Source organism: Flavobacterium sp. B114r, assembly GCF_056824125.1.
Genome location: NZ_CP124858.1, coordinates 1,270,137 through 1,296,216, shown reverse-complemented (window position 1 = coordinate 1,296,216; position 26,080 = coordinate 1,270,137). Strand labels below are relative to the sequence as shown.

Genomic DNA, 26,080 nt, shown 5'->3' with positions numbered 1-26,080 from the left:
ATTTTATTTTCGTTTAAAAGGCAAATCAGTTGTCAGCGTAATTCTAATCGTATGATTCATTCTGCTAAGCCCACTTTCAGTATCGGGAGATTTAAAAAAGATCTGATTCATATATCCTAATTCCATTCTAATTTCCCTGCGTTTATCAAGACTATATGCGGTTCCTAAATACAACCTGTTTTGATCCAGATAATTTTCATTTCCGCTGGCGGCATTGGTTCTTATATGAACTTCATCATAAATTACTGCCGCCCATCTCTGTTTAAACCACAGTTGATAACGAACCTGATATCGAAACGTATTTTCGAATTTGTAATAATCAAAATGATCACTTGTACTATTAGGATCGTCCTTTCGTCCTAACCGGCGTTGCTCCATCCTAAAACGTTGCGACCATACTTCATTTCCTTCTTTCCTGACAATACGCCATATAAATTGCTCGTATATCCTGTAATCCGGATTGTTATAGAGCAATGAAACCTCGTCGTATGGCAAATCCCACTGGTAAGCGACTCCTGCTCCTAACCGGTTTCCGTTTTTCAGATAATAGTTCGCACCCACTCTGTAAAAAGAACCCTGAAGTTCAGACACAAATTGATTTCCTTTTGAATATCCCTCAAGCAACAAACCCCATCGTCCGTCTTCTTTAAAAGGAAGATACATTTCATAACCTACCCAGGCCGCAACATTCTGCTCCATTTTTTGGGCATTTGTTTTTACGCTGCAAAAAAGTGTCAGAACAATTAAAACAAACAGATTTTTAGAAATGTGTATGCAATTCATAAATTTTTATTTCACTTCTTTAATATCATCCATTTTCCAGCTTTTATCAAAATAAGCTACTGTAGGTCCGTAGAATCGCATGTATCTGTGCTTTTTTAAGAATTTTCTGTTTCAAAAATGAAAATTATACAAAATTAGCCTTGAATATATTATTTATCATTCTCAATAATCATAAAAAAGACCTTTGAAATTTATCAAAAGCCTTAGATGTTTTATTAAAAAGAGAAAGTCCAAACCAAAAAAAAGCCATTCGACGTATCGAATGGCTTTTAAATATTTTAAATCTAAATGATTATTCTATTTCAGAAACTCTCATGGTGTTTACCATTCCTTTATCTTTAATTGGCATAGCTGCAAGGTTGATCAAATAATCACCTTTTACAGCATAACCTTTTTCAACAGCAATTTTATTTACATCTGTAACAGTATCATCTGTACTTTCGTCTTTATCATAGAAATATGACTTAACTCCCCATAATAAATTCAATTGTGTTAAGATTCTTCTGTTTGAAGTAAACACTAAAATATGTGCTGACGGTCTCCAGGCTGAAACCTGAAAAGCAGTATAACCACTATTTGTCAAAGTACAAATTGCTTTTGCTTTGATTTCATTTGCTAATAAAGCTGCCTGATGACAAACTGTTTTAGTAACAAATCGTTTTGTTTTAATCTGTGGTGTATTTTGTGGAACCTGAATTAGTGGGGAATCCTCTACAGCTTCACAAATTTGAGTCATTCTTTGAATAACTTGTACAGGATAATTTCCTGTGGCAGTTTCTCCAGACAACATTACAGCATCAGCTCCATCCATTACAGAGTTTGCAACGTCATTTACTTCAGCTCTTGTTGGAGTTAAACTTGTAATCATTGTTTCCATCATTTGAGTAGCAACGATAACAGGAATTCTTGCAATTTTCGCTCTGCGAATCAAATCTTTTTGAACTAATGGTACTTCGTGTGCAGGAAGTTCAACTCCTAAATCTCCACGTGCCACCATTAAAGCGTCGCAATATGCTACAATTTTATCCATGTTCTCTAGAGCTTCCGGCATTTCAATTTTAGCAACAATCGGAATTTTATATTCTGAATGTTTAGCGATCAATTCTTGCAAATCTTGTAAATCGCGAGGTGTTTTTACAAACGAAAGTGCGATCCAGTCTACTTTTTGCTCTATAGCAAAAATAGCATCTGCAATATCTTTTTCAGTCAAAGCCGGCAAAGAAATTTTAGTGTTTGGAAGATTAACTCCTTTTTTAGATTTTAATTCTCCACCCTGAATAACTCTAGCAACAACTTCTGTTTTTTTATCTGTCGAAACAATTTCAAAAATAAGTTTTCCATCGTCAAGCAAAATACGCTCACCAGCATTTACATCATTTGGAAAATTCTGATATTTCATGAACACTTTTTGAGCTGTTCCTATAATATCTTCCGCTGTTGTAAAAGTGATTAAATCACCATCATTAACAACTGTTCCTTCCTCCATTACACCAACTCTAAGTTTTGGTCCCTGTAAATCTCCAAGGATTGCAGTTGTGTAACCAAACTCTTCGTTTAGGCCTCTGATAATATTAATTTTCTCTTTTACTCCTTCGTAATCAGCATGCGAAAAATTAACTCTAAACACATTAACCCCTGCATCGATCATATCTTTGATGATCTCTCTCGTACCACATGCAGGACCAAGTGTAGCGACAATTTTGGTTTTTTTGTTTGTTAACATTTTTTTTAAAAAATTAGATTGTTTTTTGATTTTATTTTATCAGTATCCACAGCATAAATAGCCGCAATACTTTCTATTGTATTTAACTGTTGTTGAATTTCTGAAAAATCGAGAGCCTCTTCGCTATTCTCTATTTTCAGGAAAAAATCTACCTTTTTGAATTCAGGAAGTAAATGAATTGTTGTTGAAACCTCACTTGTCTCATTGGAAAACAAATCTTGAGAATCATTTTTACTCACTGAAATGATCTCATTCTTATTCTGAATCAAATTCCATGAAACTGCTTTTTCGGCATCATAATAATAGAATCGGGAAAAATTCGCCTCGCCTTCCTTAGTTTGAGCATGGATCTCGTTTTTGCTCTTACTTAAGTTTATCGGAAGGTTTTTATTGATAAAATAGGCCAATCTATAATCTTCTAATGAAGTGTGGATCGCCATTAAATAATAATCAATTTCGTCAAATTCGTCTAAATCCAATCTATGAATAGCCATGTCATGAAAAATCAAGGTGTAAATATACTATTTCTAACGGAGCTTAAATAGTTAAGATGGGGTTGTTTTTATTAATTTATAAACGAAAACGTTATAGCATAAGTATAATTACAGCAAACTTGTAGCTATTTCTTGTCTATTTTTTCCTGAAATGCAAAATATGCTCTTTGTGAAGCTTTCTCTTCTGCCTTCTTTTTTGAAGTTGCTCGCGCTCTTGCGATTACTTTATCGTCTATACTTAATTTAACGCCAAATAAGCGTTGGCCGTCAATACCGTTATCTTCAAAAATATCATAATGAAAAACTCTTTTCTCTTTCTGACACCATTCAATAACCAAACTTTTATAACTAATTACTTTTCCCTCAAGTCGTGCAATATCAACATAAGGAGCAACAACTCTTTTTTGAATAAACTTTTCGCAAAACGCATATCCTTTATCCAGATAGATTGCACCTACCAGAGATTCGAAGATATTGCCATGAATATTTTCTCCAAAATGCTGAATAGGCACCTTGCTTTCTACAAACCGAACTAAGTTTAAATCTTTGCCTAATTCATTCAAGTGCTCACGACTCACAATTTTTGACCTCATTTTAGTCAAATAACCTTCGTCGCCATTTGGTGCTTTGTTAAATAAGTGCGCTGCAATTACAGCACTTAACATAGCATCTCCTAAAAATTCAAGTCGTTCATAATTTATTGGATGTCCTGATTCGTCTAATTTATTTGAAGATCTGTGCGTAAAAGCTTTCTTATAAAAATCGATCTTAGCAGGCTCAAAACCAAGTATTTTCTGAATAGTGTCAAAAAAAATCCCGTCTTCTAGAGAACGGGATTTAGAAAATATTTTTTTGATAATATTCATATACAGAAATTAGTCAACTAATTTTTTAAACAATACACATGCATTGTGTCCACCAAAACCAAAAGTGTTACTCATAGCAACATTTACTTCTCTTTTTTGAGGTTTGTTTAAGGTAAGATTCAATGACGGATCAATCTTTTCATCAACTACAGTATGATTGATAGTTGGAGGAATAATACCATGTTGCATTGCCAGAATCGAAGCAATTGCTTCAATAGCTCCGGCAGCACCAAGTAAATGTCCTGTCATTGATTTCGTAGAGTTGATATTGATATTTTTTGCATGATCACCAAAAACAGCGCTAATTGCTTTCAATTCGGCAACATCTCCTAACGGAGTAGAAGTCCCGTGAGTATTGATATGATCAATATCTTCCGGTTTCATTCCAGCATCTCTTAATGTATTTTTCATTACTGCAATAACTCCAATTCCTTCCGGATGTGGTGCAGTCAAGTGATAAGCATCAGATGACATTCCGCCTCCGCCAACTTCGCAATAAATTTTTGCGCCTCTGGCTTTAGCATGTTCGTATTCTTCAAGAACCAAAGCTCCTGCTCCTTCTCCTAAAACGAAACCATCTCTGGTAGCGTCAAAAGGTCTTGAAGCCGTTTCCGGACTGTCGTTTCTCGTTGATAAAGCGTGCATAGAATTAAAACCTCCCATACCTGCAATAGTAATTGCAGCCTCTGAACCACCTGATACAATAACATCACACATTCCTAAACGAATGTAGTTGAAAGCATCGATCAATGCATTTGCAGAAGATGCACATGCAGAAACAGTAGTATAATTGGGTCCCATATAACCATTACGCATCGAAATGTGTGCTGGCGCAATATCGGCAATCATTTTAGGAATAAAAAACGGATTGAATTTTGGCGTTCCGTCTCCTTTAGCATAATACATTACTTCTTCCTGAAAAGTTTCTAAACCCCCAATACCAGCTCCCCAAATAACACCAACTCTTGTTTTGTCTATATTATCATTAGTAAGTCCGGCATCTTTAATAGCTTCATCGCTTGCAGCAACGGCATATTGAGCAAATTTATCTAATCTTCGAGATTCCTTGCGATCCATGTAATCTTCAATATTGAAGTTTTTTACTTCACAGGCAAATTTCGTTTTATGCTTCTCTGTATCATAATACGTGATAGGAGCGGCTCCGCTTACCCCATTCACAAGTGCCTCCCAATAATCCTGGATATTATTCCCGATAGGAGTAAGAGCACCTAATCCTGTTACAACAACTCGCTTTAACGTCATAAAATATGTATTTTGTACTTTAAACAAATAAAACCCACGCTTTCTTAACTGTATTGTTTACTTAAGAGCCATGGGCATTACAATATAAATATATCTTTTTGATTGAAAAACCAATCGAAATTTAATTTTAAAAAAATAATAACACCCGATTTTCTTAAAATTCCAATTTTCTAAAAAACAAATCCCAATTTTGGAATTTGGGTATTCAAAGTTGGAATTTTAAGAAAATTCGGGTGCAGTATTATTATTTTTTAGCTTCTTCGATATAAGAAATAGCTTGACCAACAGTAGCAATGTTTTCTGCTTGATCGTCTGGAATTTGAATATCAAATTCTTTTTCGAATTCCATAATAAGCTCAACAGTGTCTAATGAGTCAGCTCCTAAATCATTAGTGAAGCTTGCTTCTGTTACAACTTCGTTTTCGTCAACACCTAATTTGTCTACGATAATCGCTTTTACTCTTGATGCAATGTCTGACATAATCTTTAATTTTAGAATTTAATTTGTTGGCAAAAATAAAAAACTTTATTTTAAAACCACGATTTAGTTTATAAATGTAACACTAATTTATAAAATTAATTTCAAGAAAGACTTTTTAATACTATTTATTTTCGATTATTATTCCGTTTTTTGCATTCTCAAATTACATTCAATTATGAAAAAAATTATTGTTTTTGCCTCAGGATCAGGAACTAATGCTGAAAATATCATAAAATATTTTGCAAAAACCAAAATCGCAAAAGTCGTTTCGGTCTTTACCAATAATGCTGCGGCAAAAGTTATCGAAAGAGCAAAAAATCATCAAATTCCGACTGAAATTTTCTCAAAAAGCGAATTATTGGAGCGAAACCTCTTACAGAAGATACAAGAAATCGATCCGGATCTGATAGTTCTTGCAGGTTTTTTATTGAAATTCCCTGATCATATAATCGAAAAATATCCAAATAAAATAATCAACATACATCCGGCACTTCTACCTAATTATGGCGGAAAAGGAATGTACGGAATGCACATACACAGGGCTATAGTAAACAATAAAGAGAAAGAAACCGGGATTTCAATTCATTACGTTAATGAACATTATGATGAAGGCGGAATTATTTTTCAGAAAAATGTAGCCTTGACAGATGAAGATACTCCGGAAACAGTAGCCGAAAAGATTCATGAACTGGAACAAAAATATTTTCCGGAAATCATTTCGAGATTATTGGAAGAATAGATCACTTAGATTGTCAGGCTTCTTAGATCGTGAGATTATTAAACATAACCTTTAACGAATTCAAAAAAGTCTAACATCCAAAAATTTAAAAAGTCTAATAATCTAAAAATCCAAGAAGTCTAAAATGAATCACGAAGTACATATATATACAGATGGCGCTGCAAAAGGTAATCCCGGAAATGGGGGCTATGGTGTAGTGATGGAATTAGTTGGAACTCCGCATAAAAAAGAATTTTACGAAGGTTTCCGCCTGACTACAAATAACAGAATGGAACTTTTGGCTGTAATTGTTGGACTTGAAAAGCTAAAAAACCCAAACATGAAGGTTTTGGTTGTCTCTGATTCTAAATATGTAATTGATTCCGTTGTAAAAAAATGGGTTTTTGGCTGGGAGAAAAAAAACTATGCCGGCAAAAAAAATCCCGATTTATGGAAACGCTTCTTAATTATCTATCGCAAACATCAAGTCGATTTTAAATGGATCAAAGGTCATAATAATCACCCACAAAACGAACGTTGCGACGAATTGGCCGTTATGGCAGCTATGCAGAAAAACCTTTCGATTGATGTTTATTACGAAACTATAGGTTCAAAATCATAAATCGGATAGGAGCCTAGGGATTAATTCCCTAGGCGACCTTCCACACCACCCGGCATACGGATCCGTACCAAGGCGGTTCTTAATTTACGATACATTTTAAGATAGATACCTAACCTAAAGTACTTCCGTGAGGTTGTTTTCAGTTATCCCAATAAAGGTCTGCACTCCCTGGTAGCTGTCGGATTCCGTCCTATCCTTTCCAAGGTAGTTATCAAATTACTTGATATTTTCTGCATTCGTGCCTTCATAGGTAACATTCATTTACTACTCACTTAATTAAGTTCAGTCCTTCGGTACTCATTTACAGTACCTACTATGACCTCTGCTGACTTCTTATAGCAATTGTTATCCATAAGTGCTTTTCTTAAAAAAAAAACTCCCCCTATGTCTATAAGACCTCCCCAGGTAAGAACGACAACTTTCCTCTCATATACCTGCTATATTTACCATGATGTTTCCGTACAGTTTTGGACTTCAGTTTGTGTTGCAACCTTATCCAACATCTTTGGCCTTTTATATAGTTTCTGTTCGTCAGGTCAAGAGTTTGCCTACTGCTTCCTTCAGATTCCACCTCGCGATGGACACCCTTGCATTCAGCTAACACTTCCCACTGTAAAGGCGTGTTCGGGACTTACACCCTAGAGTTATCGCCCATGCTGGGCACACAACAAAAACGCGTCAGAAACAATTGTTCCTGACGCGTTATAATCGTTAATGGTACTAACTTAAACGATCTTTTATTCTTTATCCAAATCTTTAGCTTTGCTAAATCCTGCCAATAAACCAACTCCCGCCATGATAAAAATGATCGATGGGTAAACGGCTGAATCTACAAGAGATGTATAAGTTGTGATTAGCAAAGCGACAAAAATCCCTACTCCGCTACCTATTAATAAAAAAGCAAGATTTAAAACAAGCACCTTCCAAACGGGAACACCTTTTCCGTGTCCTTTCAAAAAGATACTGGCATCGACACCTTTTTCTATAAGAGCAAGACGCTCTCTGTTTCTTGTTGAGTAAATAAGATAAACAATTCCGAAGATCATCAGAAACATACTTATTGGTACTAAAATTTGTGCTCCCATAATATTTTTTGTTTTATAATTGATTGATACCCCATATGACGACATGTTTTGAATTGAGGTTACAAGAATTTTAAAATAAATTCCAATCTTTAAATTAAAAACCCCAAAACTTACTGAATATCAGTTAATTTTGAGTTTAAAATTATTTTCGAGAAACAATAAATCTTTGCCACAAAACGATAAATCTAGTGGCGAATTTCTGTATCATCTCGACGAAGGAGAGATCATACTAGAAGCTCCGCAAAGTAAACCGCCAATTTCGCGTGTGATCTCTCCTTCGTCGAGATGACAATATTGGGAAAGGATAAACTTTGACAAAGTTCTATAAACATATAGATTAGAATTTAATCTACATTTCCTCTTATAAAGTTGGAATTTAAAAATTGGAATTTATTTTATTAAGATTGGGGATTTAAAAATTTCGAATTTATTTTCAAATAGTTGTAACCTAATTACAGAACGTGTCGTCTTACATAATATGAGCACAATAAGCGATCAACATTATATCGATAAAATTATAAACGGCGAGACGAATGCTTTTGCCGTACTGGTTGATCGTTATAAAAATATGATTTTTACATTGGCGCTTAAAATGGTCAAAAACAAAGAAGAGGCTGAAGAAGTTGCACAGGATACTTTTATTAAAGCTTATAATTCTTTAAGCAAGTTTAAAGGTGATTCTAAATTTTCGACCTGGATTTATAAAGTAGCCTATAACACATGTTTAGACCGACTGAAGAAAAATAAAAAAGAAGACCTCAATGTATCGATAGATGAATTTTCGGCACATTTAATTAAAACGATGGACAACGCGTTAACTGCTCTGGAAGACAAAGAACGAAAACAGGCGATTCAGAATTGTCTGAATTTATTACCGAGTGAAGAAAATTTCTTGCTAACTTTATTTTATTTTGAAGATCAGAGTTTAGAAGAAATCGGAAAAATTATGAGCCTTAATACCAATAACGTCAAGGTAAAATTATTTAGAAGCCGCCAAAAATTAGCCGTAATTTTGAAAAAGCAATTAGAACCAGAAATAATAGAATGTTATGAAAGAAAATGATAAAGAAATAGAAAATCTAATTGATAAAATGATGGCCGAAACTACTTTGGAATCGCCATCTATTGACTTTACTTCAAAAATAATGTCTCATGTTTTAGCAACTGAGAAAAGTAAAATAAAAGCATACAAACCTTTGATTTCTAAAACAACCTGGATATTTATTGGTATCAGTTTAATTGCTTTGACGTGTTATTCTATTTTCGCCAACAACGACATTTCTAATTCTGAGACAGCGCTAGTATATCTAGACAAAGCTTCTACTCTATTTTCAGGAATTCATTTTTCTAAAAATATATTGTATGCGCTTTTAATAGTGCCTTTTATGATTTTAGTTCAAATTGGGATTTTAAAGAATTATTTTGATAAGAAGTATGAGTTGTAGAATTAAACGAAGATTATGACTGAAAAAGAAAACACCCAAAACGACAATAAACCATCGAAGGACTATTTTTTGAAATGGATTAAAATTGCCGAAAAATCGTCAACAATGTATCTTTAGAATAATTTAATAAAAGATGGGAAACGAAAAAGCTAAAAATTATGAAGTATCAATTGGAGCTCAATTAAAAGAATCTTTTCTTTTTCTAATATAATCAATTCCCAAATAACAATCAGAACTTACATCGTATTTGTTTACATAAAGAAAATATTTAAACGCTGAATATTCATCAGAATTTAAATTTGATTTATTAAATTCAAGCTCATCTTTCCTAGAGGATGATTTTGAATATTTTTCAAGAAACTTATTAAACCCTAAAGAGGAATATTCTTTTTCCAATTTTGGATTTAATTTAAAACTAGTTAAATAATTAGCATTATTTTTTAATAGCTTTTTATCAAAAATAAAATCGGCATTTAAGCTGGCATTTAAAAATTCATTAAACGATTTGAACTCTTTTGAGTAATACTTTTTATAAAAAAACATTAATTCATTATTATTGGTTTGATGAATTTCATTGTTGTCTGTCAACACATATAAGTCTAATCTAAGATAATATGGAGGTAAGCCATTATCTTCAAATACCAACTTCTCTATCATTTCTTCAGAAAAATTCGGTTCTTTTCTTTCGCAGGAAATCAACAGACAAAACAGCGCTAATAAGGTTATAACTTTCTTCATGAATGAAATTTGACATTTTAACAAATCTAAACAAAATCTCCCATGCTTTTTTTCGAAAATAACTATTGTATTTTAAATCCAAAAAACATATTTTAAGCACTCAGAAGAATCAAATTTAATTCATTCATTTACAACAGTTTTAGCCCCGAAAACAATATTCTTTTTTTATGAAAATTTTGAGAACTTAAACCGTTGCAATATTGCAACTTATGAAGTATCTTTGCACCCTAATTCGAAATTCATAAAATGAATAAATTATTGATTGTTGGAACGGTTGCTTTCGACGCGATTGAAACTCCTTTCGGAAAAACAGATAAAATTTTAGGTGGTGCTGCAACATATATTGGTTTATCAGCTTCATTTTTTAACTTACAATCGGCCATTGTTTCTGTAGTTGGCGACGATTTTCCTCAAGAACATTTAGATCTTTTAACTTCAAGAAATATTGATATCTCCGGTATCGAAATTGTAAAAGGCGGAAAAACCTTTTTCTGGAGCGGTTTATACCACAACGATTTAAACTCTAGAGACACATTGGTAACTGAGTTAAACGTTTTGGCTGACTTTCAACCAAAAGTTCCTCAAAATTATAAAGATGCTGATGTTGTGATGTTAGGAAACTTACATCCTTTAGTACAAAGCAGTGTTTTGGACCAAATGGAGAAAAAACCAAAATTAGTAGTTTTAGACACTATGAATTTTTGGATGGACTGCGCTCTTCCGGAATTACTTGACGTAATCAAACGTGTAGACGTAATCACAATCAATGACGAAGAAGCAAGACAACTTTCAGGAGAATACTCTTTAGTAAAAGCGGCAAACAAAATCCAGGAATTGGGACCAAAATATGTGGTGATCAAAAAAGGAGAACACGGAGCACTTTTATTCCATAATAGAGAAGTATTCTTTGCACCGGCATTACCATTAGAAGATGTTTTTGATCCAACAGGAGCAGGAGACACTTTTGCAGGTGGTTTTTCAGGATTTATTGCACAAAGCGAAAACATCTCTTTTGGCAACATGAAAAACGCAATTATTTACGGATCTAATTTAGCTTCATTTTGTGTGGAGAAATTTGGAACCGAAAGGATGGAAACATTAAGCAAAGCAGAAGTAGCGATTCGATTACAACAGTTTAAGTCGTTAACTCAGTTTGACATAGAAATATAATGCCCGAAAGCCTCGCTAATAACGGGGCTTTTTTATTACGTTAATACACACAACTTACAACAACACAAAATACAAAAACAATGAGCGACGCTTTAAAACACGAATGTGGTATAGCCTTAGTTAGACTTCTTAAACCGCTTGAATATTACAAAGAAAAATACGGAACTGCTTTTTACGGGATACAAAAAATGTATCTAATGATGGAGAAGCAACACAACCGTGGGCAAGACGGAGCAGGTTTTGCAAGCATTAAGTTAGATGTTGAACCTGGCGAACGTTATATCAGCCGAGTTCGTTCTAATCACGCACAACCTATCCAGGACGTTTTTAAACAAATCAATGAGCGCATTAACGAAGAGATGACTTCTCATCCTGAATACGCAAATGATGTTGCAGCTCAAAAAGCTAATATTCCTTATATAGGAGAATTATTTTTAGGACACGTTCGTTACGGAACTTTCGGAAAAAACAGCATCGAAAGTGTACATCCATTTTTACGTCAGAGTAACTGGATGCACCGTAATCTAATTTTGGCAGGAAACTTTAATATGACAAATGTTAAGGAACTTTTCGAAAACTTAGTTGAACTTGGACAACATCCAAAAGAAATGGCGGATACTGTTACAGTTATGGAAAAGATTGGACATTTTCTTGACAAAGAAGTAATGCAATTGTATCAGGACTGCAAATTAGAAGGTTATTCTAAAAGAGAAGCTTCGCCGGTTATTGCAGACCGATTGGATATCGCAAAAATATTAACCCGCTCCGCTAAAAACCTTGATGGCGGTTACGCAATGGCCGGATTATTAGGTCATGGTGATGCGTTCGTTTTTAGAGATCCGGCAGGAATTCGTCCGGCTTATTTTTACCAGGACGACGAAGTTGTTGTTGTAGCTTCTGAAAGACCTGTTATTCAGACTGTATTTAACGTACCTTTTGAAAGTGTTCAGGAAATTGAACCAGGAAATGCTTTGATCATCAAGAAAAGCGGAAAAGTTTCTATGGAACAAATCCTGGAACCAACTGTTAAGAAAGCGTGTTCTTTTGAAAGAATTTATTTCTCAAGAGGAAGTGATGCTGAAATATATCAGGAACGTAAAAACTTAGGAAAATTAATTTTACCTGCAGTTCTTGAATCTATTGAAAGTGATACAGACAACACTGTTTTCTCTTATATCCCGAATACTGCCGAAACTTCATTTTATGGTTTAGTCGAAGCTGCTCAGGATTTTTTAAATCAAAGAAAAAACAATTATATACTCGCCAACAGAAATACTCTTACGGCTGAAACATTGCAAGAATTACTGGCTGTAAAAATCCGTACGGAAAAAGTAGCTATTAAAGATGCTAAACTAAGAACCTTTATTACAGAGGACAGCAGTCGTGATGATCTTGTGGCTCACGTTTACGACGTGACTTACGGCGTGATCAAACCAACTGACAACTTAGTTATTATTGATGACAGTATTGTTCGTGGTACAACGCTTAAAATGAGTATCATAAAAATGATGGACCGTTTAAATCCTAAACGTATCGTAATCGTTTCATCGGCACCACAAATTCGTTATCCTGACTGTTACGGAATTGACATGGCAAAATTAGAAGGCCTTGTAGCTTTTAGAGCAGCTTTGGCCTTATTGAAAGAAAGAAACTTATATCATATTGTTGATGAAGTTTATGCTAAATGTAAAGCACAGGAAAACTATATAGACAGCGATGTTGTAAATTATGTTACTGCCATTTACGATCAGTTTACTCCTGAGGAAGTTTCGGCTAAAATTGCCGAAATGTTAAGTTCTCCGGAAATCAATGCCGAAGTAAAAATCATTTTCCAAAAAGTAGAAGATTTGCACATTGCATGTCCTAAAAATCTTGGAGATTGGTACTTTACGGGAGATTATCCTACACCAGGAGGAAATCGTGTTGTAAACAGAGCTTTCATGAATTTCTACGAAGGAAAAGACGCAAGAGCGTATTAATAAAATACTAACAAAAGGTTAATTTGTGCATTTCATCGGTTTTTTTTGCCGTTCATCCCATATGTTTGGTAAAAATGAAAAGCTACAATACTTTTGAGATACCATAACATTAGTAGGTTAAGTTTATGGTAGATTTGGGGCAAAAAGGGTGGAAGCAATTCCACCTTTTTTATTGGAATAAACTCAAGTATTTCAATTTAAAAGTATTACATTCTTTTTGTCGGATATATTGACCATTCATCAGAAAAGTTTTTTTAATAAGAATAGCTATCATACTTTTACTAAACCATAACATTAGTAGGTTAAGTTTATGGTAGATTTGGGGCAAAAAAGGTGGAAGAGATTCCGCCTTTTTTATTTTTTTTAAGACAAAAGAATAAAGATTATAGAAAATAGACTAAAAGCAAGAATATAGCTTTTAAACAGAGAACCTTGCACTCTCTCTTTATCCTCTCCTAATTTTCCTTTATATTCTATCCTCTAGATTCTTTTTTCTTTATCCTTTCCTATTTCCTTTATTCTCCCCTTTACATTCCATCCTCTAGATCCTTTCCTCTAGATCCTTTCCTCTAGATCCTTTCCTCTTTATTCTATACTCTTTATTCTATACTCTTTATTCTATACTCTTTATTCTATTCTCTTTATTCTATTCTCTTTATTCCATTCTCTACTCACCTAATTCTATCTTTTTTCTTACTTAGTCGGATATATCTGTCATTCATCAGAAAAGTTTTTCTCATAAGAAAAACTCTTCTATATTTACTGAACCATAACATTAGTAGGTAAGTTTATGGTAGATTTGGGGCAAAAAAGGTGGAAGAAATTCCACCTTTTTTATTTTTAAAGAAAATAGAACAAAGAGAATAGAATAAAGATTGAAATGTAAATACAAAAAAAGACGAGCACCTTTCGGCACTCGTCTTTTTTCTTTACTCTTTATTCTATTTTCTCTTAAACAGACTATTTGTCTAAAGCAAATCTTCTAGCCACTTCTGTCCAGTTAATTACACTGAAGAAAGCTTCAATATAATCAGGTCTTCTGTTTTGGTAGTTTAAGTAGTAAGCATGTTCCCAAACATCCATTCCTAAGATTGGAGTTCCACCATTACCAGCAGCTTCCGGCATTAATGGATTATCTTGATTTGGAGTACCTACAACTTCTAGTTTCCCTCCTTTTTGAACAGTTAACCAAGCCCATCCTGAACCAAATTGCGTTGCTCCAGCTTTAGCAAATTTTGCTTTAAACTCTTCAAAAGTTCCAAAAGAAGCTTCGATAGCAGCTAATAAATCACCAGTTGGCAATCCACCACCGTTTGGACTCATTACAGTCCAGAATAAATTGTGGTTGTAAAAACCTCCACCATTGTTACGAACTGCTGCGTTTGATTTATCTAAGTTGATTAAGATATTCTCGATTGTTTTTCCTTCTAAATCTGTTCCTGCAATTGCAGCATTAAGATTTGTTGTATACGCATTATGATGTTTTGTATAATGAATCTCCATTGTACGAGCATCAATATGTGGTTCTAGTGCATCATATGCATAAGGTAATTGTGGTAATTCAAAAGCCATGATATTATGATTTTATGATTTATAATAATTTATACCAAATTTAGACATTTAACTTTGGAATAGAAAATACTATTTCGTTATAATTCCATTTAATTAACTGATAATTTGATTACTTAACAGTTAAATAACTGTAAATCTTTACTTTCCATTAAAAGTTGTCATGGTGTTTTCTAATCCTGCAGTTCCAAATGATTTAATAATTTCTGAAGCTACTTCTAATCGTTCTGGCAATTTTGCCTTTTCTTCTTCGTCCCAATCGCCTAAAACATAATCTACTTGCTGCCCTTTTTTGAACTGATCACTAATACCAAATCTAAAACGGGTATATTCCTGCGTGTTTAAAACCAGATTGATATTTTTCAATCCGTTATGACCTCCGTCACTTCCTTTTGGCTTGATACGAATGGTTCCGAATGACAGGTTTAAATCATCTGTAATGACCAAAATATTCTCTAACGGAATGTTTTCTTTGTCCATCCAGTATTTTACAGCCTTACCGCTTAGATTCATATAAGTGTTTGGCTTAAGCAGGAAAAAGGTTCTTCCTTTGAATTTGTATTCGGCTAAAGCGCCCAGTTTTACCGTTTCAAATGAAAGCCCTTCTTTTTTAGCTAAAAAATCCAGGACTTTAAATCCTATATTATGTCTTGTATTTACGTATTCGGCACCAATATTACCAAGTCCTACGATTAAATATTTTTTACTCACGCTTTTTATATTGTTTTTTGGGTGTTCGTGAACCTCCGGTTTCATATTGTCTGTGTTCTCTTCTTTTTGTGTTGATGAAAACAGTTTTGTTATCCATTTTATCATGTGGCAAAAATAAGATTAATTAGAGAATGTCGCAATTTGTTCATTAGATAATTAGAAAACGTGTCAATGAGATAATTTATTTAGAACCGAAAAGTTCACAAAGAATTGAGAATGGTACGCGGATGACGCAGATTTAAACGGATTTGTGCGGATTTATTATTTGATACTATATTATTATCTCAATTTTTGTGAGGCTGAGCGGAGTCGAAGTGCCGCAAGAAATTCGACAATCTAAAGTGAAATACTTTGCGGACTTCGACTCCGCTCAGTCTGACACACTAGAAACTTTTTCTCCATAGAACCTCAGCATCTTAGTCACTTATAGAAACTACATTTCTTGCTAGCCCTGACAGAAGCGGCATCCTTTTTCTTGCTTCTTTAGCAAGGAAAAGATATAGCGGATGGCAGGAACATCTGGTCTTGAGAAACCTTAAAGTTTCTGCTTCTGAAAAATTTAAAAATTAGAAAATGTGGTAATTAGATAATTTAATCTTAACTGCAAAGCACACAAGAAAGCTCAACTCAGAACCTCAGCATCTTAGCAACTAAGAACCTCTAAAAACAAAAAAAGCACCAATCTTTCGATTGATGCTTTGATATTGAATTTGAAAAAAATTATTTTTTCTTTCCTTTTGCAGGAGCTTTTGCAGCTTTTGCAGCTTCTTGAGCAGCTTTCATAGCAGCACGAGAGATTCTTACCTGAGCAACAACCGTGTTCTCTGGGTGCATCACTTTGTATTCTGGAGAACCAACTTTAGTAACATATAATTTGTTACCCATTTCAAGTGGAGTAATGTCAGCTTCAACAAAATCAGGAAGATCTTTAGGCAAAGCTTTAACTTTTAATTTACGTGTGTTTAAACGTAAAACACCACCTGCAAGAACACCTTTTGATGTACCAACAACTTTTACTGGAACTTCCATAGTGATTTCTTTGTCATCAAATAATTGAAAGAAGTCAATGTGTAAAATTTTATCAGATACCGGGTGAACCTGAATGTCTTGCAAAATTGCATTGAATGATTTTCCTTTTCCAAGCTCAATCACAACTGTGTGTGCGTTTGGAGTGTAAACCAAGTTTTTGAACGCTGCAGCGTCTGCTGAGAAGTGTACTGCTTGATTTCCTCCGTATAACACGCAAGGAACCGCTCCAGCATTACGTAAGGCTTTAGTTGACACTTTTCCCACGCTTTCTCTTTCTGATCCTTTAATTGTAATCGATTTCATTGTAAAAAAATATAGTTATTAATAAATATTCTTGTTTGTTCGTAATAAATTTATCGACATTTCAATACTTAAAGCTTACAGCCTAAAGCATATTGCCATTTATTACATTATAAATTTTCCACTAATGGAATTGTTGTGGTGCACCATGTGCATAACTTCAGCAAAAAGAGGTGCACAACTCACTACTCTTATTTTCTTTGATTCTTTCTTTAACGGAATAGAATCGGTAACTATTAACTCGCTTAATTTTGAGTTTTCAATTTTTTCGTATGCGTCACCTGATAAAATGGCGTGTGTACAAATTGCTCTAACACTTAATGCTCCTTTTTCGATCATTAAATCTGCTGCTTTAGCAAGTGTCCCACCAGTATCGATCATGTCGTCTACTAATATTACGTTACGGCCTTTTACTTCACCAATTAGCTCCATAGTGTCGATAACGTTGGCTGCTTTTCTTTGTTTGTAACAGATTACTACATCTGATGCCAAAAACTTAGAGTAAGCATATGCTCTTTTTGAACCTCCCATATCCGGAGATGCAATAGTTAGATTGTCTAATTTTAAACTTTCTACGTATGGTAAAAAGATTGTAGATGCAAATAAATGATCTACTGGTTTTTCGAAAAACCCCTGAATTTGATCTGCGTGCAAATCCATTGTCATTACTCTTGTCGCTCCGGCAGCATCTAATAAATTAGCTACTAATTTTGCTCCAATCGGAACTCTTGGTTTATCTTTTCTATCCTGTCTTGCCCAACCAAAATAAGGCATTACAGCTGTAATGTGTCTTGCTGATGCGCGTTTTGCTGCATCAATCATTAATAACAATTCCATCAAATTATCAGCCGTTGGAAATGTTGAGCATACGATAAAAACGCGTAATCCTCTGATTGACTCTTCGTATGATGGCTGAAATTCTCCATCGCTATACGTTGACATCGTTACTTTTCCTAACGGAATTCCGTATTGTGCTGCAATTTTTTCTGCAAGATAAACACTTTGTGAACAAGCAAAAATTTTAGCTTCTGGTTCTAGGTGCGACATTATAATTTGTTGTTTTGTAGTTAGTTGTGTGTGCTTCGTTTTAACGAGGTGCAAATTTAGAAAATTTATTGGACACTGAAAGGAAAAATTTAAGTATTTTTAGTAGAACATTTAATTTATTTTTTTACATTTGCACCGTGTTAAAGGAATAAGCACAGTTATGACATCATAATTAACTTATTCTATTGCGTTAAAATAATTGATTTATTAGTTATTTTTTCGTCTGCTAAGCCCGGATGGCGGAATTGGTAGACGCGCTGGTCTCAAACACCTGTGGGAAACCGTGCCGGTTCGACTCCGGCTCCGGGTACTTAAAACCTCTTCTTTCGAAGAGGTTTTTTTGGTTTTATACGGTTTTTATGTTCTGAAAAAAATACGTAATCCACAAAGAGAGACAGTTTTAGATTATCTCTCTTTATTCTAACGTTAGGCCTCTTAATCCTTTGGCTTATGGATATGAGGTTTCAAGTCAGGATGCTTTGGCTGATTTGGTGGATTAACTCGTCTTCTTTCATCTGGCTTCCCATCTGGTTTGTTAGGCTTCGGACCTGGTTTAATTGCTTGGATTTGTTCCATAATAAATATTTTAAATTAAATGTTGTTTTCTACAAAACTCACCTTAAGTCTATGTATTACAAACAAATAACACCAATAAAACTATTATGCTAATACGGAAAACCATAATGGATCAAACGCAAAAGTTGGGGATTACGCAAAAAGATTGGATAATCTGAATAAGAAAAAATCTACTTTTCGTACTCCTCTAAATTGACTTCTAAATGCTTTTACTTTGGCATTAAAAGATTCTGCTGAAGCATTTGTACTTCTATTGTCAAAATAGTTTAAGATTGACTGGTAATTAACCGTTATGGTATTTAAAAGAATATTAAAATTTTTAAACCCTGACTCCTCTACATTCCTGTACCAATGTGCCAGTTTGGTCATCGCAATGTGTTTATTGTTATTATTGTTGTAAATACCTCGTAGTTGTTGGGTTAAACTGTATGCTTTTTTAATATCTGGATATAAGCCAAATAACAATTGGGCTCGTTCGTTTTGTCTTTCGGTCCATTTATCGCGGGATTTATAAAGAACATATCTACTTCTGGCGAGCAACTGTTTTACAGAGTCTCCATTAGATAAAAGATCTGGCAGATAAGTTTTGTTTTCTCTTTTCGCTTGTAATATCAATCGATTCTCAGTATCCATAGCTTCCCAACGATATTTTATTCTAATCTCCTGTAATGCTTCTAGAGCTAATTTTTGAACATGAAATCTATCGGTAACCTGTACCGCTTTTGGAAAACATTTTTTGGAAATCAATTTCATGGAATTAGCCATGTCAAGTGTTATTTCTTGAACCCAACTTCTTTTTTTGTAATTAATTTTACAAATATGTTCAATGACCTGATCTGCCTTTGTCCCTTCAATAATAGCAACTAGGCATCCTTTTTTACCTCTAGCTTCCTTATTGGTTACAATAGTAAAAAGCTCACCCTGAGACAAGGCTACTTCATCAATTGACAAGTGAGTACCTATATTTTCAGGATAAATAATCCACTCATGTGCATGTTCACGTGGAGCCCACGTACTAAAGGAGCTTAAAAATTTTTTGTATTGTCTTTGTAATTTTTTCCCATTGACTCCAAAGAAACCTCCAATGGTACGACAGTCAATAGCAGTTTTATCTATTAATTTCTTTTAAAAAAGCCGCAAACTCTTGAGTCATGCGGGTTCCTTTAGCTACTAAATTCCAATCTCTTTTAACGATCTCACCTGTATTTTTATTAGTCCAGCGACGTCTTTTGATATGTAAATACACGAACTTACCCCTCAGAGGAAAGTCCTGTATGGTAATCTCATCTTGAAAACCCTTTGAGACTAATTGAAGATCACTAAACTCTTCTGGAGGTTTAGCATGCTCTTCAAAATAGAGGTGTAATATTTCTTCGCTATTAGTAGATGAAACTACTTCAAAATGTTCTACTAAAAAATCAGGAAGCATAAACTTCAAAAGTTCTATAGGGGTCATATAAAATTCTTAGATTACAAAGTTCTTATTTTATTTTGACATTTCCTCCCCAAGCTTTGCGCTTCATCCACCATAATCAACGAATAAATTTTACAATTCAATCCTATCTATTAAATAAATGACGAAACTTTTTTTTAGTTTCTTCCATAACATCTTCATGAGTATGAACTCTTCCATTTGCAACATCTTCTAAAGCTTCATCAATGGCTTTTTTTACAACTTCACTAATCTCACATTTTTTAAAACTGTCTTCACAACCTTTTTTATTAACTTTTTTCACAATCATCTTTTTCACAATAATTCGCTTTCCATCACAGATCAAATACTACAATAAGACAATATTCCCTTCTATTCCAAAACCCACTAAATTATTCGAATCAAGCATTTTATATTAAAATAATTTCGCTATGTTTGTAAGTGTAAAACAAACACTTAACTATGAAAAAACTATTATTACTAACCATTTTTGGAATATTTACCAATTCCTTTGCTCAAAAAAAACCAAATTCATTTTTCACAAATTCTGAGAAGACTATAAAAGTAGACTTCGATATGAATGCGAAAAATACTCCAACCTATTCCATTTCTTATAATGGAAAACCCGTCCTAAATGCTTCTGAATTGGGAATTATCCGCGAAGACGCTAATTTCTATTCTGATTTAAAGGTGATTAAAATCTCTGACGCTAAAAAAGTAACTGACCACTACTCGATGCTTCAGGGAAAACGAAAAGATATTTCTTATTCAGCAAATCAATATATAGTAAGCCTTCAAAATACTAAAGGTGAATCAATGGAAATTATTTTCAAACTTTCAAAAGATGGCGTTGCACTTCGATACAACTTTCCTTCAACTTCAAAAGAATTGAAAAGAATCGTTGAAGAAAAAACAACTTATAATTTTGATACTTCGGCGAAAGCCTGGTTGCAACCCATGTCGAAAGCTAAAACAGGCTGGAAAGAAACGAATCCTGCTTACGAAGAACATTATGCAATGGGCGTGCCTTTGAACACAAAACCTGCATTTGGCGAAGGCTGGGTTTATCCGGCTCTCTTTGAAACGAATAACAATTGGGTTTTGATTACCGAAACTGGCTTACACAATAAATATTGCGGAACACGATTGGTTTATAACGAAAGTGCAAAAGCAATGCAGGTGACTTTTCCTCAAAAGGAAGAAATTTTCCCAAATGGCGCTTTGAATCCGGAATCTCAATTGCCCTGGATTACTCCTTGGCGCATTATTACAATTGGTTCATTAAACACAATTACAGAAAGCACTTTAGGAACTGACTTAGCTGATCCTGCTATAAAAATGGATACTTCTTTTATCAAAAGCGGACTTTCGTCATGGAGCTGGGTGTTATTAAAAGACGATTCTGTAAACTATGAAACCACGCATCAGTTTATTGAATATGCATCGAAAATGAACTGGCCGTATTGCCTCATTGATGCGGATTGGGATACGAGAATCGGTGACGAAAAAATGAAGGAATTAGTGGCTTTTGGAAAAACTAAAAATGTAAAATTATTGGTTTGGTACAATTCATCGGGTTCATGGAATAGTACCGAATATCATCCAAAGAATAAATTATTGACGCATGAAGCTAGGGCTTTTGAGTTTAAAAGAATGAACGATTTAGGTATTGCGGGAATTAAGGTTGACTTCTTTGGCGGCGACGGACAATCGATGATTGCGTATTATCATGATATGCTAAAAGATGCTGCCGATTATAAATTGATGATTAATCTTCATGGTGCAACTTTACCGCGCGGATGGCAACGTACGTATCCAAATTTACTGACTACAGAAGCTGTGAAAGGATATGAATATATTACATTCGACCAAAAAATTGCCGATTTAGAGCCCAGTCATTGTACCATGTTGCCCTTTGCCAGAAATGTTTTTGATCCAATGGATTTCACTCCAATGGCATTAGATAAGATTCCGAATATCAATCGAAAAACAACTCCAGCTTTTGAATTGGCTTTGCCGGTTTTGTTCTTATCGGGTATTCAGCATATTGCTGAAATCCCAAAAGGAATGGCCAAAATGCCTGCTTATGTTGTTGATTATTTAAAAGATATTCCAACGAATTGGGACGACTCAAAATTCATTGCAGGTTTTCCGGGGAAATATATTGTAATGGCGAGAAGAAGCGGAAACACCTGGCATATTGTGGGAATTAATGGAGAAAATTCTCCAAAGGAAATTGAACTTGATTTGTCTTTTGTAAAGAATCAAAAAGGATTTATTATTCTGGAAGATGAAAAAGGTTTTAAACAAGAATCTATTTCTAAAAATCAAAAACTGACCGTAAAAATGAAACCTACTGGTGGGTTTGTGGTTAAGATATAAATTCCAATATTTTAAAATTCCAAATTCCAATGATGTTAGCTATCTATTGGAATTTGGATTTTTTTTGTTTTGGAATTTAATTTATATTTCACAATTTGCATTGTGCGAAACAGGAAAATTGCACGAATTAGCAATAAAGCATAATTGATTTGCCTTTTTATGAAGTTCTATTGCTAACTCAACTTTATCATGATTTGAAATCTTAACTTTCGGATTTAATCGAACTTCTATAAAACGCCCGCTTCCGTCAGGAGAAACTTCTAATGTTGCTTCGGCATGGTCTGAGTATTCGAGAACTTCTATTCCGTTCTGAGAGCAGACATATAAATAGGACATCATGTGACACGAAACCAAACCGCTCAACAACAAATCTTCGGGATTGTATAATTCCGGATCACCTTTGAATGCTTTTGCTGCTGAAACATTTAAAATTGGTTTTCCTTCGATTTTAATTTGATGACTTTTACTGTAAAATCTCTTTGCTGAATCTATTGCATCTTGATTGGAAGTCCATTTTACTTCTGCTTTGAATAGGTGTTTCATTTACATTTTGTTTGCTTTCGCTAAATTAAGATTTTTATACATTGCAAATGAATTAATCGCGCAAAGGCGCAGAGGCGCAAAGTTTAAACACAATCTTGTCATTTCGACGAAGGAGAAATCACACACGAAACTCCGCACAAAAAAGCCTTCAATCTTTATCGAGCAACTAGTGTGATTTCTCCTTCGTCGAAATGACAAAAATTCGTGCTAATTCGTAAAATTCGTGGCAAACTTATCCCATAAAAAACCCCGAAAGCATAACTTTCGAGGTTTCTTAGAGAATTACTGAACTATTAAACAAATTCTAAAACTATTTCTTTACTGAGAATTTAAAAGTAGTTTTAGTTTTATAATTTTCTCCCGGGTTTAAAACCGTTGTTGGGAAGTTTTTCTGATTTGGAGAATCCGGATAATGTTCTGTTTCTAAACAAAGACCCGTTCTATGACCGTACATTCCACCTTTGGGAGTTGGTAAAGTTCCGTCAAGGAAATTTCCGGAGTAAAACTGAATTCCAGGTTCATCTGTTGTCATTTCCAAAACTCTACCGCTTGCTGCGTGGTATACTTTTGCGATGATTGTTTTTCCTTTTTCAGGATTGTTCAATACCCAGCAATGGTCGTATCCTTTTCCTCTTTCTAATTGTTCATTTTTCACTTCGATGTCTTTCCCAATTAATTTTGGAGTTCTGAAATCGAAAGGCGTATTGGCAACATCTTCTAATTTTCCTGTTGGAATAAGAGTCGCATCAACCGGAACTAATTTATCAGCATTTAAAGTCAATTCGTGATCTAAGATTGTTTTTGTAAAATCTCCTGATAAATTAAAATACGAATGCTGAGTCAAATTCACAACCGTTTTCTTATCTGTTGTTGCTTCGTAAAGAACTTCTAACTGATTGTCATTTGTTAATGTATAGGTTACAAAAACTTGTAAGTTTCCCGGATAACCTTCTTCCATATCTTTGCTTAAATAAGATAATTTTAATGTAGCTTCTGCTCCGGATTTTGCTTCTTCAGCTTTCCATACAACATTAAAATATCCTTGCGGTCCGCCATGCAACGCATTTGGTGCATTATTGATTGCTAACTGATATTGTTTTTCATCTAATGTAAACTTTCCTTTCGCAATTCTGTTTCCATATCTTCCGATCAAAGCTCCAAAGAATGGATTTTCTTTCTCGTATTGTGCCAAAGAATTAAATCCAATTACTACATTTTCAGAAACTCCTTCTTTATTAGGCACCTTCAAATCTGTAATTCTTCCTCCAAAAGTGATGATGTCAACTTCCATCCCATTTTGGTTTTTCAGTTTATAACTGTCGACTTTTTCTCCCTTGGCAGTAGTTCCGTAAGCAGATTTTTCGATTGTAACTGTCACTTTTTCATCTGAAGAAACTGTTGTAGCATCCATTTTTTTATCGTTTTTGCATTGAACTGAAATTGCTGCCAAACTCAACAAGCTAATTCCAAAAACACAGCGTTTTAATACATTCATAAATAATAGTTTTAAATATTGTAAAAAGTAAAATGTGAAAAATTTAAAAGTAATAAAAAAACTTAGAACCTTAGCAACTCAGAATCTTAGCAACTTTAAAAAATTAAAGACCGTGTTGAAACAAATGATAATAAGCTTCATTAGCATTAATCTTATCTTTGAAGTCTCTAACGGTAGTTTTCTCATCAATAACCAATAATTCGATTCCTGCGATATCCGCGAAATCTTCCATATATTCTGTTGTGATGGCCTGACTGTAAACGGTGTGATGTGCTCCTCCTGCTAAAATCCATGCTGTTGCTGCGATATCAAGGTTTGGTTTACAATCCCATAAAACTCTGGCTACCGGCAATTTTGGTAAATCTGCTAAAGGTTTTATTGCTTCAACTTCATTCACGATCAAACGGAAACGGTTCCCCATATCTACCAAAGAAACATTGATTGCTGCTCCGGCAGGCGAATTAAACACCAAACGTGCAGGATCTTCTTTTCCGCCAATTCCTAACGGATGTACTTCGCATGAAGGTTTTGCCTCTGCAATAGACGGGCAAATTTCTAACATGTGAGATCCTAAAACATACGATTTTTGTGGTGTAAAATGATAGGTGTAATCTTCCATGAAAGACGTTCCTCCTTCAAGACCAACGTTCATAACTTTTAATGCACGAACCATTGCTGCTGTCTTCCAGTCGCCTTCGCCACCAAAACCATAACCGTCGGCCATTAATCTTTGTGTTGCAATTCCTGGCAATTGTTTCCAAACTCCAAGATTTTCAAACGTATCTGTAAAGGCTCCAAAACCTCCTTCTTCAAGGAAAGCTCTTAAACCTAATTCTATTTTTGCTGCTTCTACTAATGAACTTCTTTGCGCTCCGCCTTCTTTTAATGAATCGGTTAAAGAATAAGAAGATTCGTAAACTGCCAATAAATCATTTAATTGTTGCTCTGTAACTTTCTCGATATGTTTGGCAACATCTGATGAATCATAACCGTTAACAGACATTCCGAAACGAATCTGAGCTTCAACTTTATCACCTTCCGTTACGGCAACTTCACGCATATTGTCTCCAATACGGGCTACTTTTAAGTTTTGAAGTTCATCCCAACCCAAAGCTACTCTTGTCCAAACACCAAGTTTATTTAAAACACGTGGATCTTCCCAATGTCCAACAACCACTTTACGTTTTTTACGCATTCTGGACATGATAAAACCAAACTCACGATCTCCATGCGCCGATTGATTCAGATTCATGAAATCCATGTCGATTGTTCCCCACGGAATTTCGGCGTTGTATTGTGTATGCAAGTGGCATAATGGTTTCTTTAAAATACTTAAACCGCCAATCCACATTTTAGCCGGAGAGAACGTATGCATCCAGGCAACAAGACCAATACAGTTTTTAGCAGAGTTTGCTTCTAAACATAAATCCAGAATTTGCTTAGGCGATTTTAAAGTGTCTTTGCAAACAATTCTTACCGGAATGTGCGATGAAGCGTCTAAACCTTTTGCCATAATTGCAGCATGTTCTGCCACTAATTTTAATGTTTCCGGTCCGTATAATTCCTGGCTTCCTACTACAAACCAAACTTCTTTTTGAGATATATCTATCATTGTCTTTATTTGTTTAT

At 34.4% G+C, this 26,080-nt stretch carries 25 protein-coding genes and 1 tRNA gene; 8 read left to right on the top strand and 18 right to left on the bottom strand.

Features of this window, described 5'->3' with window-relative positions:
- Positions 1-3: 3 nt before the first annotated feature.
- The 6 genes from QLQ94_RS05780 to QLQ94_RS05755 all read right to left on the bottom strand — a co-directional run bounded on the left by QLQ94_RS05780 (position 4) and on the right by QLQ94_RS05755 (position 5,610).
- Positions 4-783, bottom strand: coding sequence for a DUF2490 domain-containing protein (locus QLQ94_RS05780; RefSeq protein ID WP_271337724.1), 780 nt, complete (start codon positions 781-783; stop codon positions 4-6).
- A gap of 292 nt (positions 784-1,075) precedes the next feature.
- On the bottom strand, positions 1,076-2,506 hold the full coding sequence (gene pyk / locus QLQ94_RS05775; protein WP_271337725.1) for a pyruvate kinase: 1,431 nt from the start codon (positions 2,504-2,506) through the stop codon (positions 1,076-1,078).
- A gap of 5 nt (positions 2,507-2,511) precedes the next feature.
- Positions 2,512-3,000 (bottom strand): IPExxxVDY family protein, encoded by a 489-nt coding sequence (locus QLQ94_RS05770; protein ID WP_271337726.1) that lies wholly within the window; start codon positions 2,998-3,000, stop codon positions 2,512-2,514.
- A gap of 125 nt (positions 3,001-3,125) precedes the next feature.
- Positions 3,126-3,866, bottom strand: coding sequence for a ribonuclease III (rnc, locus tag QLQ94_RS05765; RefSeq protein ID WP_271337727.1), 741 nt, complete (start codon positions 3,864-3,866; stop codon positions 3,126-3,128).
- A 9-nt stretch (positions 3,867-3,875) separates the two neighbouring features.
- A complete protein-coding gene (gene fabF, locus QLQ94_RS05760; protein ID WP_271337728.1) occupies positions 3,876-5,129 on the bottom strand; it encodes a beta-ketoacyl-ACP synthase II in 1,254 nt (417 codons plus the stop codon).
- Positions 5,130-5,373: 244 nt separating this feature from the next.
- Positions 5,374-5,610, bottom strand: a complete 237-nt coding sequence (locus QLQ94_RS05755; RefSeq protein WP_007137004.1) for an acyl carrier protein — start codon at positions 5,608-5,610, stop codon at positions 5,374-5,376.
- Between the two features lie 175 nt (positions 5,611-5,785).
- On the opposite strand from QLQ94_RS05755, the gene purN reads away from it, so the two are divergent.
- Both purN and rnhA read left to right on the top strand, forming a co-directional pair.
- Positions 5,786-6,349, top strand: coding sequence for a phosphoribosylglycinamide formyltransferase (purN, locus tag QLQ94_RS05750; protein ID WP_271337738.1), 564 nt, complete (start codon positions 5,786-5,788; stop codon positions 6,347-6,349).
- Positions 6,350-6,473: 124 nt separating this feature from the next.
- Positions 6,474-6,950 (top strand): ribonuclease HI, encoded by a 477-nt coding sequence (gene rnhA, locus QLQ94_RS05745; RefSeq protein ID WP_271337740.1) that lies wholly within the window; start codon positions 6,474-6,476, stop codon positions 6,948-6,950.
- A gap of 737 nt (positions 6,951-7,687) precedes the next feature.
- On the opposite strand, the gene QLQ94_RS05740 is transcribed toward rnhA, so the two are convergent.
- Positions 7,688-8,035, bottom strand: coding sequence for a DUF6249 domain-containing protein (locus tag QLQ94_RS05740; protein WP_271338747.1), 348 nt, complete (start codon positions 8,033-8,035; stop codon positions 7,688-7,690).
- Between the two features lie 478 nt (positions 8,036-8,513).
- On the opposite strand from QLQ94_RS05740, the gene QLQ94_RS05735 reads away from it, so the two are divergent.
- Together QLQ94_RS05735 and QLQ94_RS05730 are read left to right on the top strand one after the other, a co-directional pair.
- Positions 8,514-9,098, top strand: a complete 585-nt coding sequence (locus QLQ94_RS05735; RefSeq protein ID WP_271338746.1) for an RNA polymerase sigma factor — start codon at positions 8,514-8,516, stop codon at positions 9,096-9,098.
- Positions 9,085-9,480 carry a hypothetical protein gene (locus tag QLQ94_RS05730; protein WP_271338745.1) on the top strand — a complete coding sequence of 132 codons (396 nt, stop codon included), beginning with the start codon at positions 9,085-9,087 and terminating at the stop codon, positions 9,478-9,480. The genes QLQ94_RS05735 and QLQ94_RS05730 overlap by 14 nt, the downstream gene beginning before the upstream one ends.
- 177 nt (positions 9,481-9,657) lie before the next feature.
- Here QLQ94_RS05730 and QLQ94_RS05725 read toward each other — a convergent pair whose 3' ends face one another.
- Positions 9,658-10,218 carry a hypothetical protein gene (locus tag QLQ94_RS05725; RefSeq protein WP_271338744.1) on the bottom strand — a complete coding sequence of 187 codons (561 nt, stop codon included), beginning with the start codon at positions 10,216-10,218 and terminating at the stop codon, positions 9,658-9,660.
- Positions 10,219-10,464: 246 nt separating this feature from the next.
- On the opposite strand from QLQ94_RS05725, the gene QLQ94_RS05720 reads away from it, so the two are divergent.
- A complete protein-coding gene (locus QLQ94_RS05720; protein WP_055097600.1) occupies positions 10,465-11,388 on the top strand; it encodes a PfkB family carbohydrate kinase in 924 nt (307 codons plus the stop codon).
- Between the two features lie 80 nt (positions 11,389-11,468).
- A complete protein-coding gene (locus tag QLQ94_RS05715; RefSeq protein WP_271338743.1) occupies positions 11,469-13,367 on the top strand; it encodes an amidophosphoribosyltransferase in 1,899 nt (632 codons plus the stop codon).
- Positions 13,368-14,327: 960 nt separating this feature from the next.
- On the opposite strand, the gene QLQ94_RS05710 is transcribed toward QLQ94_RS05715, so the two are convergent.
- The 4 genes from QLQ94_RS05710 to QLQ94_RS05695 form a co-directional block, all read right to left on the bottom strand.
- Complete coding sequence (locus tag QLQ94_RS05710; RefSeq protein WP_271338755.1) at positions 14,328-14,939, bottom strand: superoxide dismutase; 612 nt, start codon at positions 14,937-14,939, stop codon at positions 14,328-14,330.
- A gap of 138 nt (positions 14,940-15,077) precedes the next feature.
- Complete coding sequence (pth, locus tag QLQ94_RS05705; RefSeq protein WP_271338756.1) at positions 15,078-15,752, bottom strand: aminoacyl-tRNA hydrolase; 675 nt, start codon at positions 15,750-15,752, stop codon at positions 15,078-15,080.
- 615 nt (positions 15,753-16,367) lie between these two features.
- Positions 16,368-16,979, bottom strand: coding sequence for a 50S ribosomal protein L25/general stress protein Ctc (locus QLQ94_RS05700; protein ID WP_042564800.1), 612 nt, complete (start codon positions 16,977-16,979; stop codon positions 16,368-16,370).
- 102 nt (positions 16,980-17,081) lie between these two features.
- Positions 17,082-18,023: a ribose-phosphate pyrophosphokinase gene (locus tag QLQ94_RS05695; RefSeq protein ID WP_271338757.1), complete on the bottom strand. Its 942-nt coding sequence runs from the start codon at positions 18,021-18,023 to the stop codon at positions 17,082-17,084.
- Positions 18,024-18,253: 230 nt separating this feature from the next.
- Between QLQ94_RS05695 and QLQ94_RS05690 the strand changes: the two genes are divergently transcribed.
- Positions 18,254-18,333 (top strand) — tRNA-Leu (locus QLQ94_RS05690).
- 398 nt (positions 18,334-18,731) lie between these two features.
- On the opposite strand, the gene QLQ94_RS05685 is transcribed toward QLQ94_RS05690, so the two are convergent.
- The 3 genes from QLQ94_RS05685 to QLQ94_RS05675 form a co-directional block, all read right to left on the bottom strand.
- Entirely contained in the window at positions 18,732-19,685 is a 954-nt protein-coding gene (locus tag QLQ94_RS05685; RefSeq protein WP_482499945.1) for an ISAon1 family transposase, read from the bottom strand.
- A 22-nt stretch (positions 19,686-19,707) separates the two neighbouring features.
- On the bottom strand, positions 19,708-20,055 hold the full coding sequence (locus tag QLQ94_RS05680; protein ID WP_427401293.1) for an ISAon1 family transposase N-terminal region protein: 348 nt from the start codon (positions 20,053-20,055) through the stop codon (positions 19,708-19,710).
- Positions 20,056-20,158: 103 nt separating this feature from the next.
- A complete protein-coding gene (locus QLQ94_RS05675; protein ID WP_271335137.1) occupies positions 20,159-20,335 on the bottom strand; it encodes a hypothetical protein in 177 nt (58 codons plus the stop codon).
- Between the two features lie 158 nt (positions 20,336-20,493).
- On the opposite strand from QLQ94_RS05675, the gene QLQ94_RS05670 reads away from it, so the two are divergent.
- Positions 20,494-22,413: a glycoside hydrolase family 97 protein gene (locus QLQ94_RS05670; protein WP_427401106.1), complete on the top strand. Its 1,920-nt coding sequence runs from the start codon at positions 20,494-20,496 to the stop codon at positions 22,411-22,413.
- 81 nt (positions 22,414-22,494) lie between these two features.
- Here the strand turns inward: QLQ94_RS05670 and QLQ94_RS05665 are convergent, their stop codons facing one another.
- The 3 genes from QLQ94_RS05665 to araA all read right to left on the bottom strand — a co-directional run bounded on the left by QLQ94_RS05665 (position 22,495) and on the right by araA (position 26,063).
- Entirely contained in the window at positions 22,495-22,956 is a 462-nt protein-coding gene (locus QLQ94_RS05665; RefSeq protein WP_482499309.1) for an OsmC family protein, read from the bottom strand.
- 310 nt (positions 22,957-23,266) lie between these two features.
- Positions 23,267-24,451 carry an aldose epimerase family protein gene (locus QLQ94_RS05660; RefSeq protein ID WP_482499308.1) on the bottom strand — a complete coding sequence of 395 codons (1,185 nt, stop codon included), beginning with the start codon at positions 24,449-24,451 and terminating at the stop codon, positions 23,267-23,269.
- Positions 24,452-24,554: 103 nt separating this feature from the next.
- Positions 24,555-26,063 carry an L-arabinose isomerase gene (araA, locus tag QLQ94_RS05655; protein WP_482499307.1) on the bottom strand — a complete coding sequence of 503 codons (1,509 nt, stop codon included), beginning with the start codon at positions 26,061-26,063 and terminating at the stop codon, positions 24,555-24,557.
- Positions 26,064-26,080: the final 17 nt, after the last annotated feature.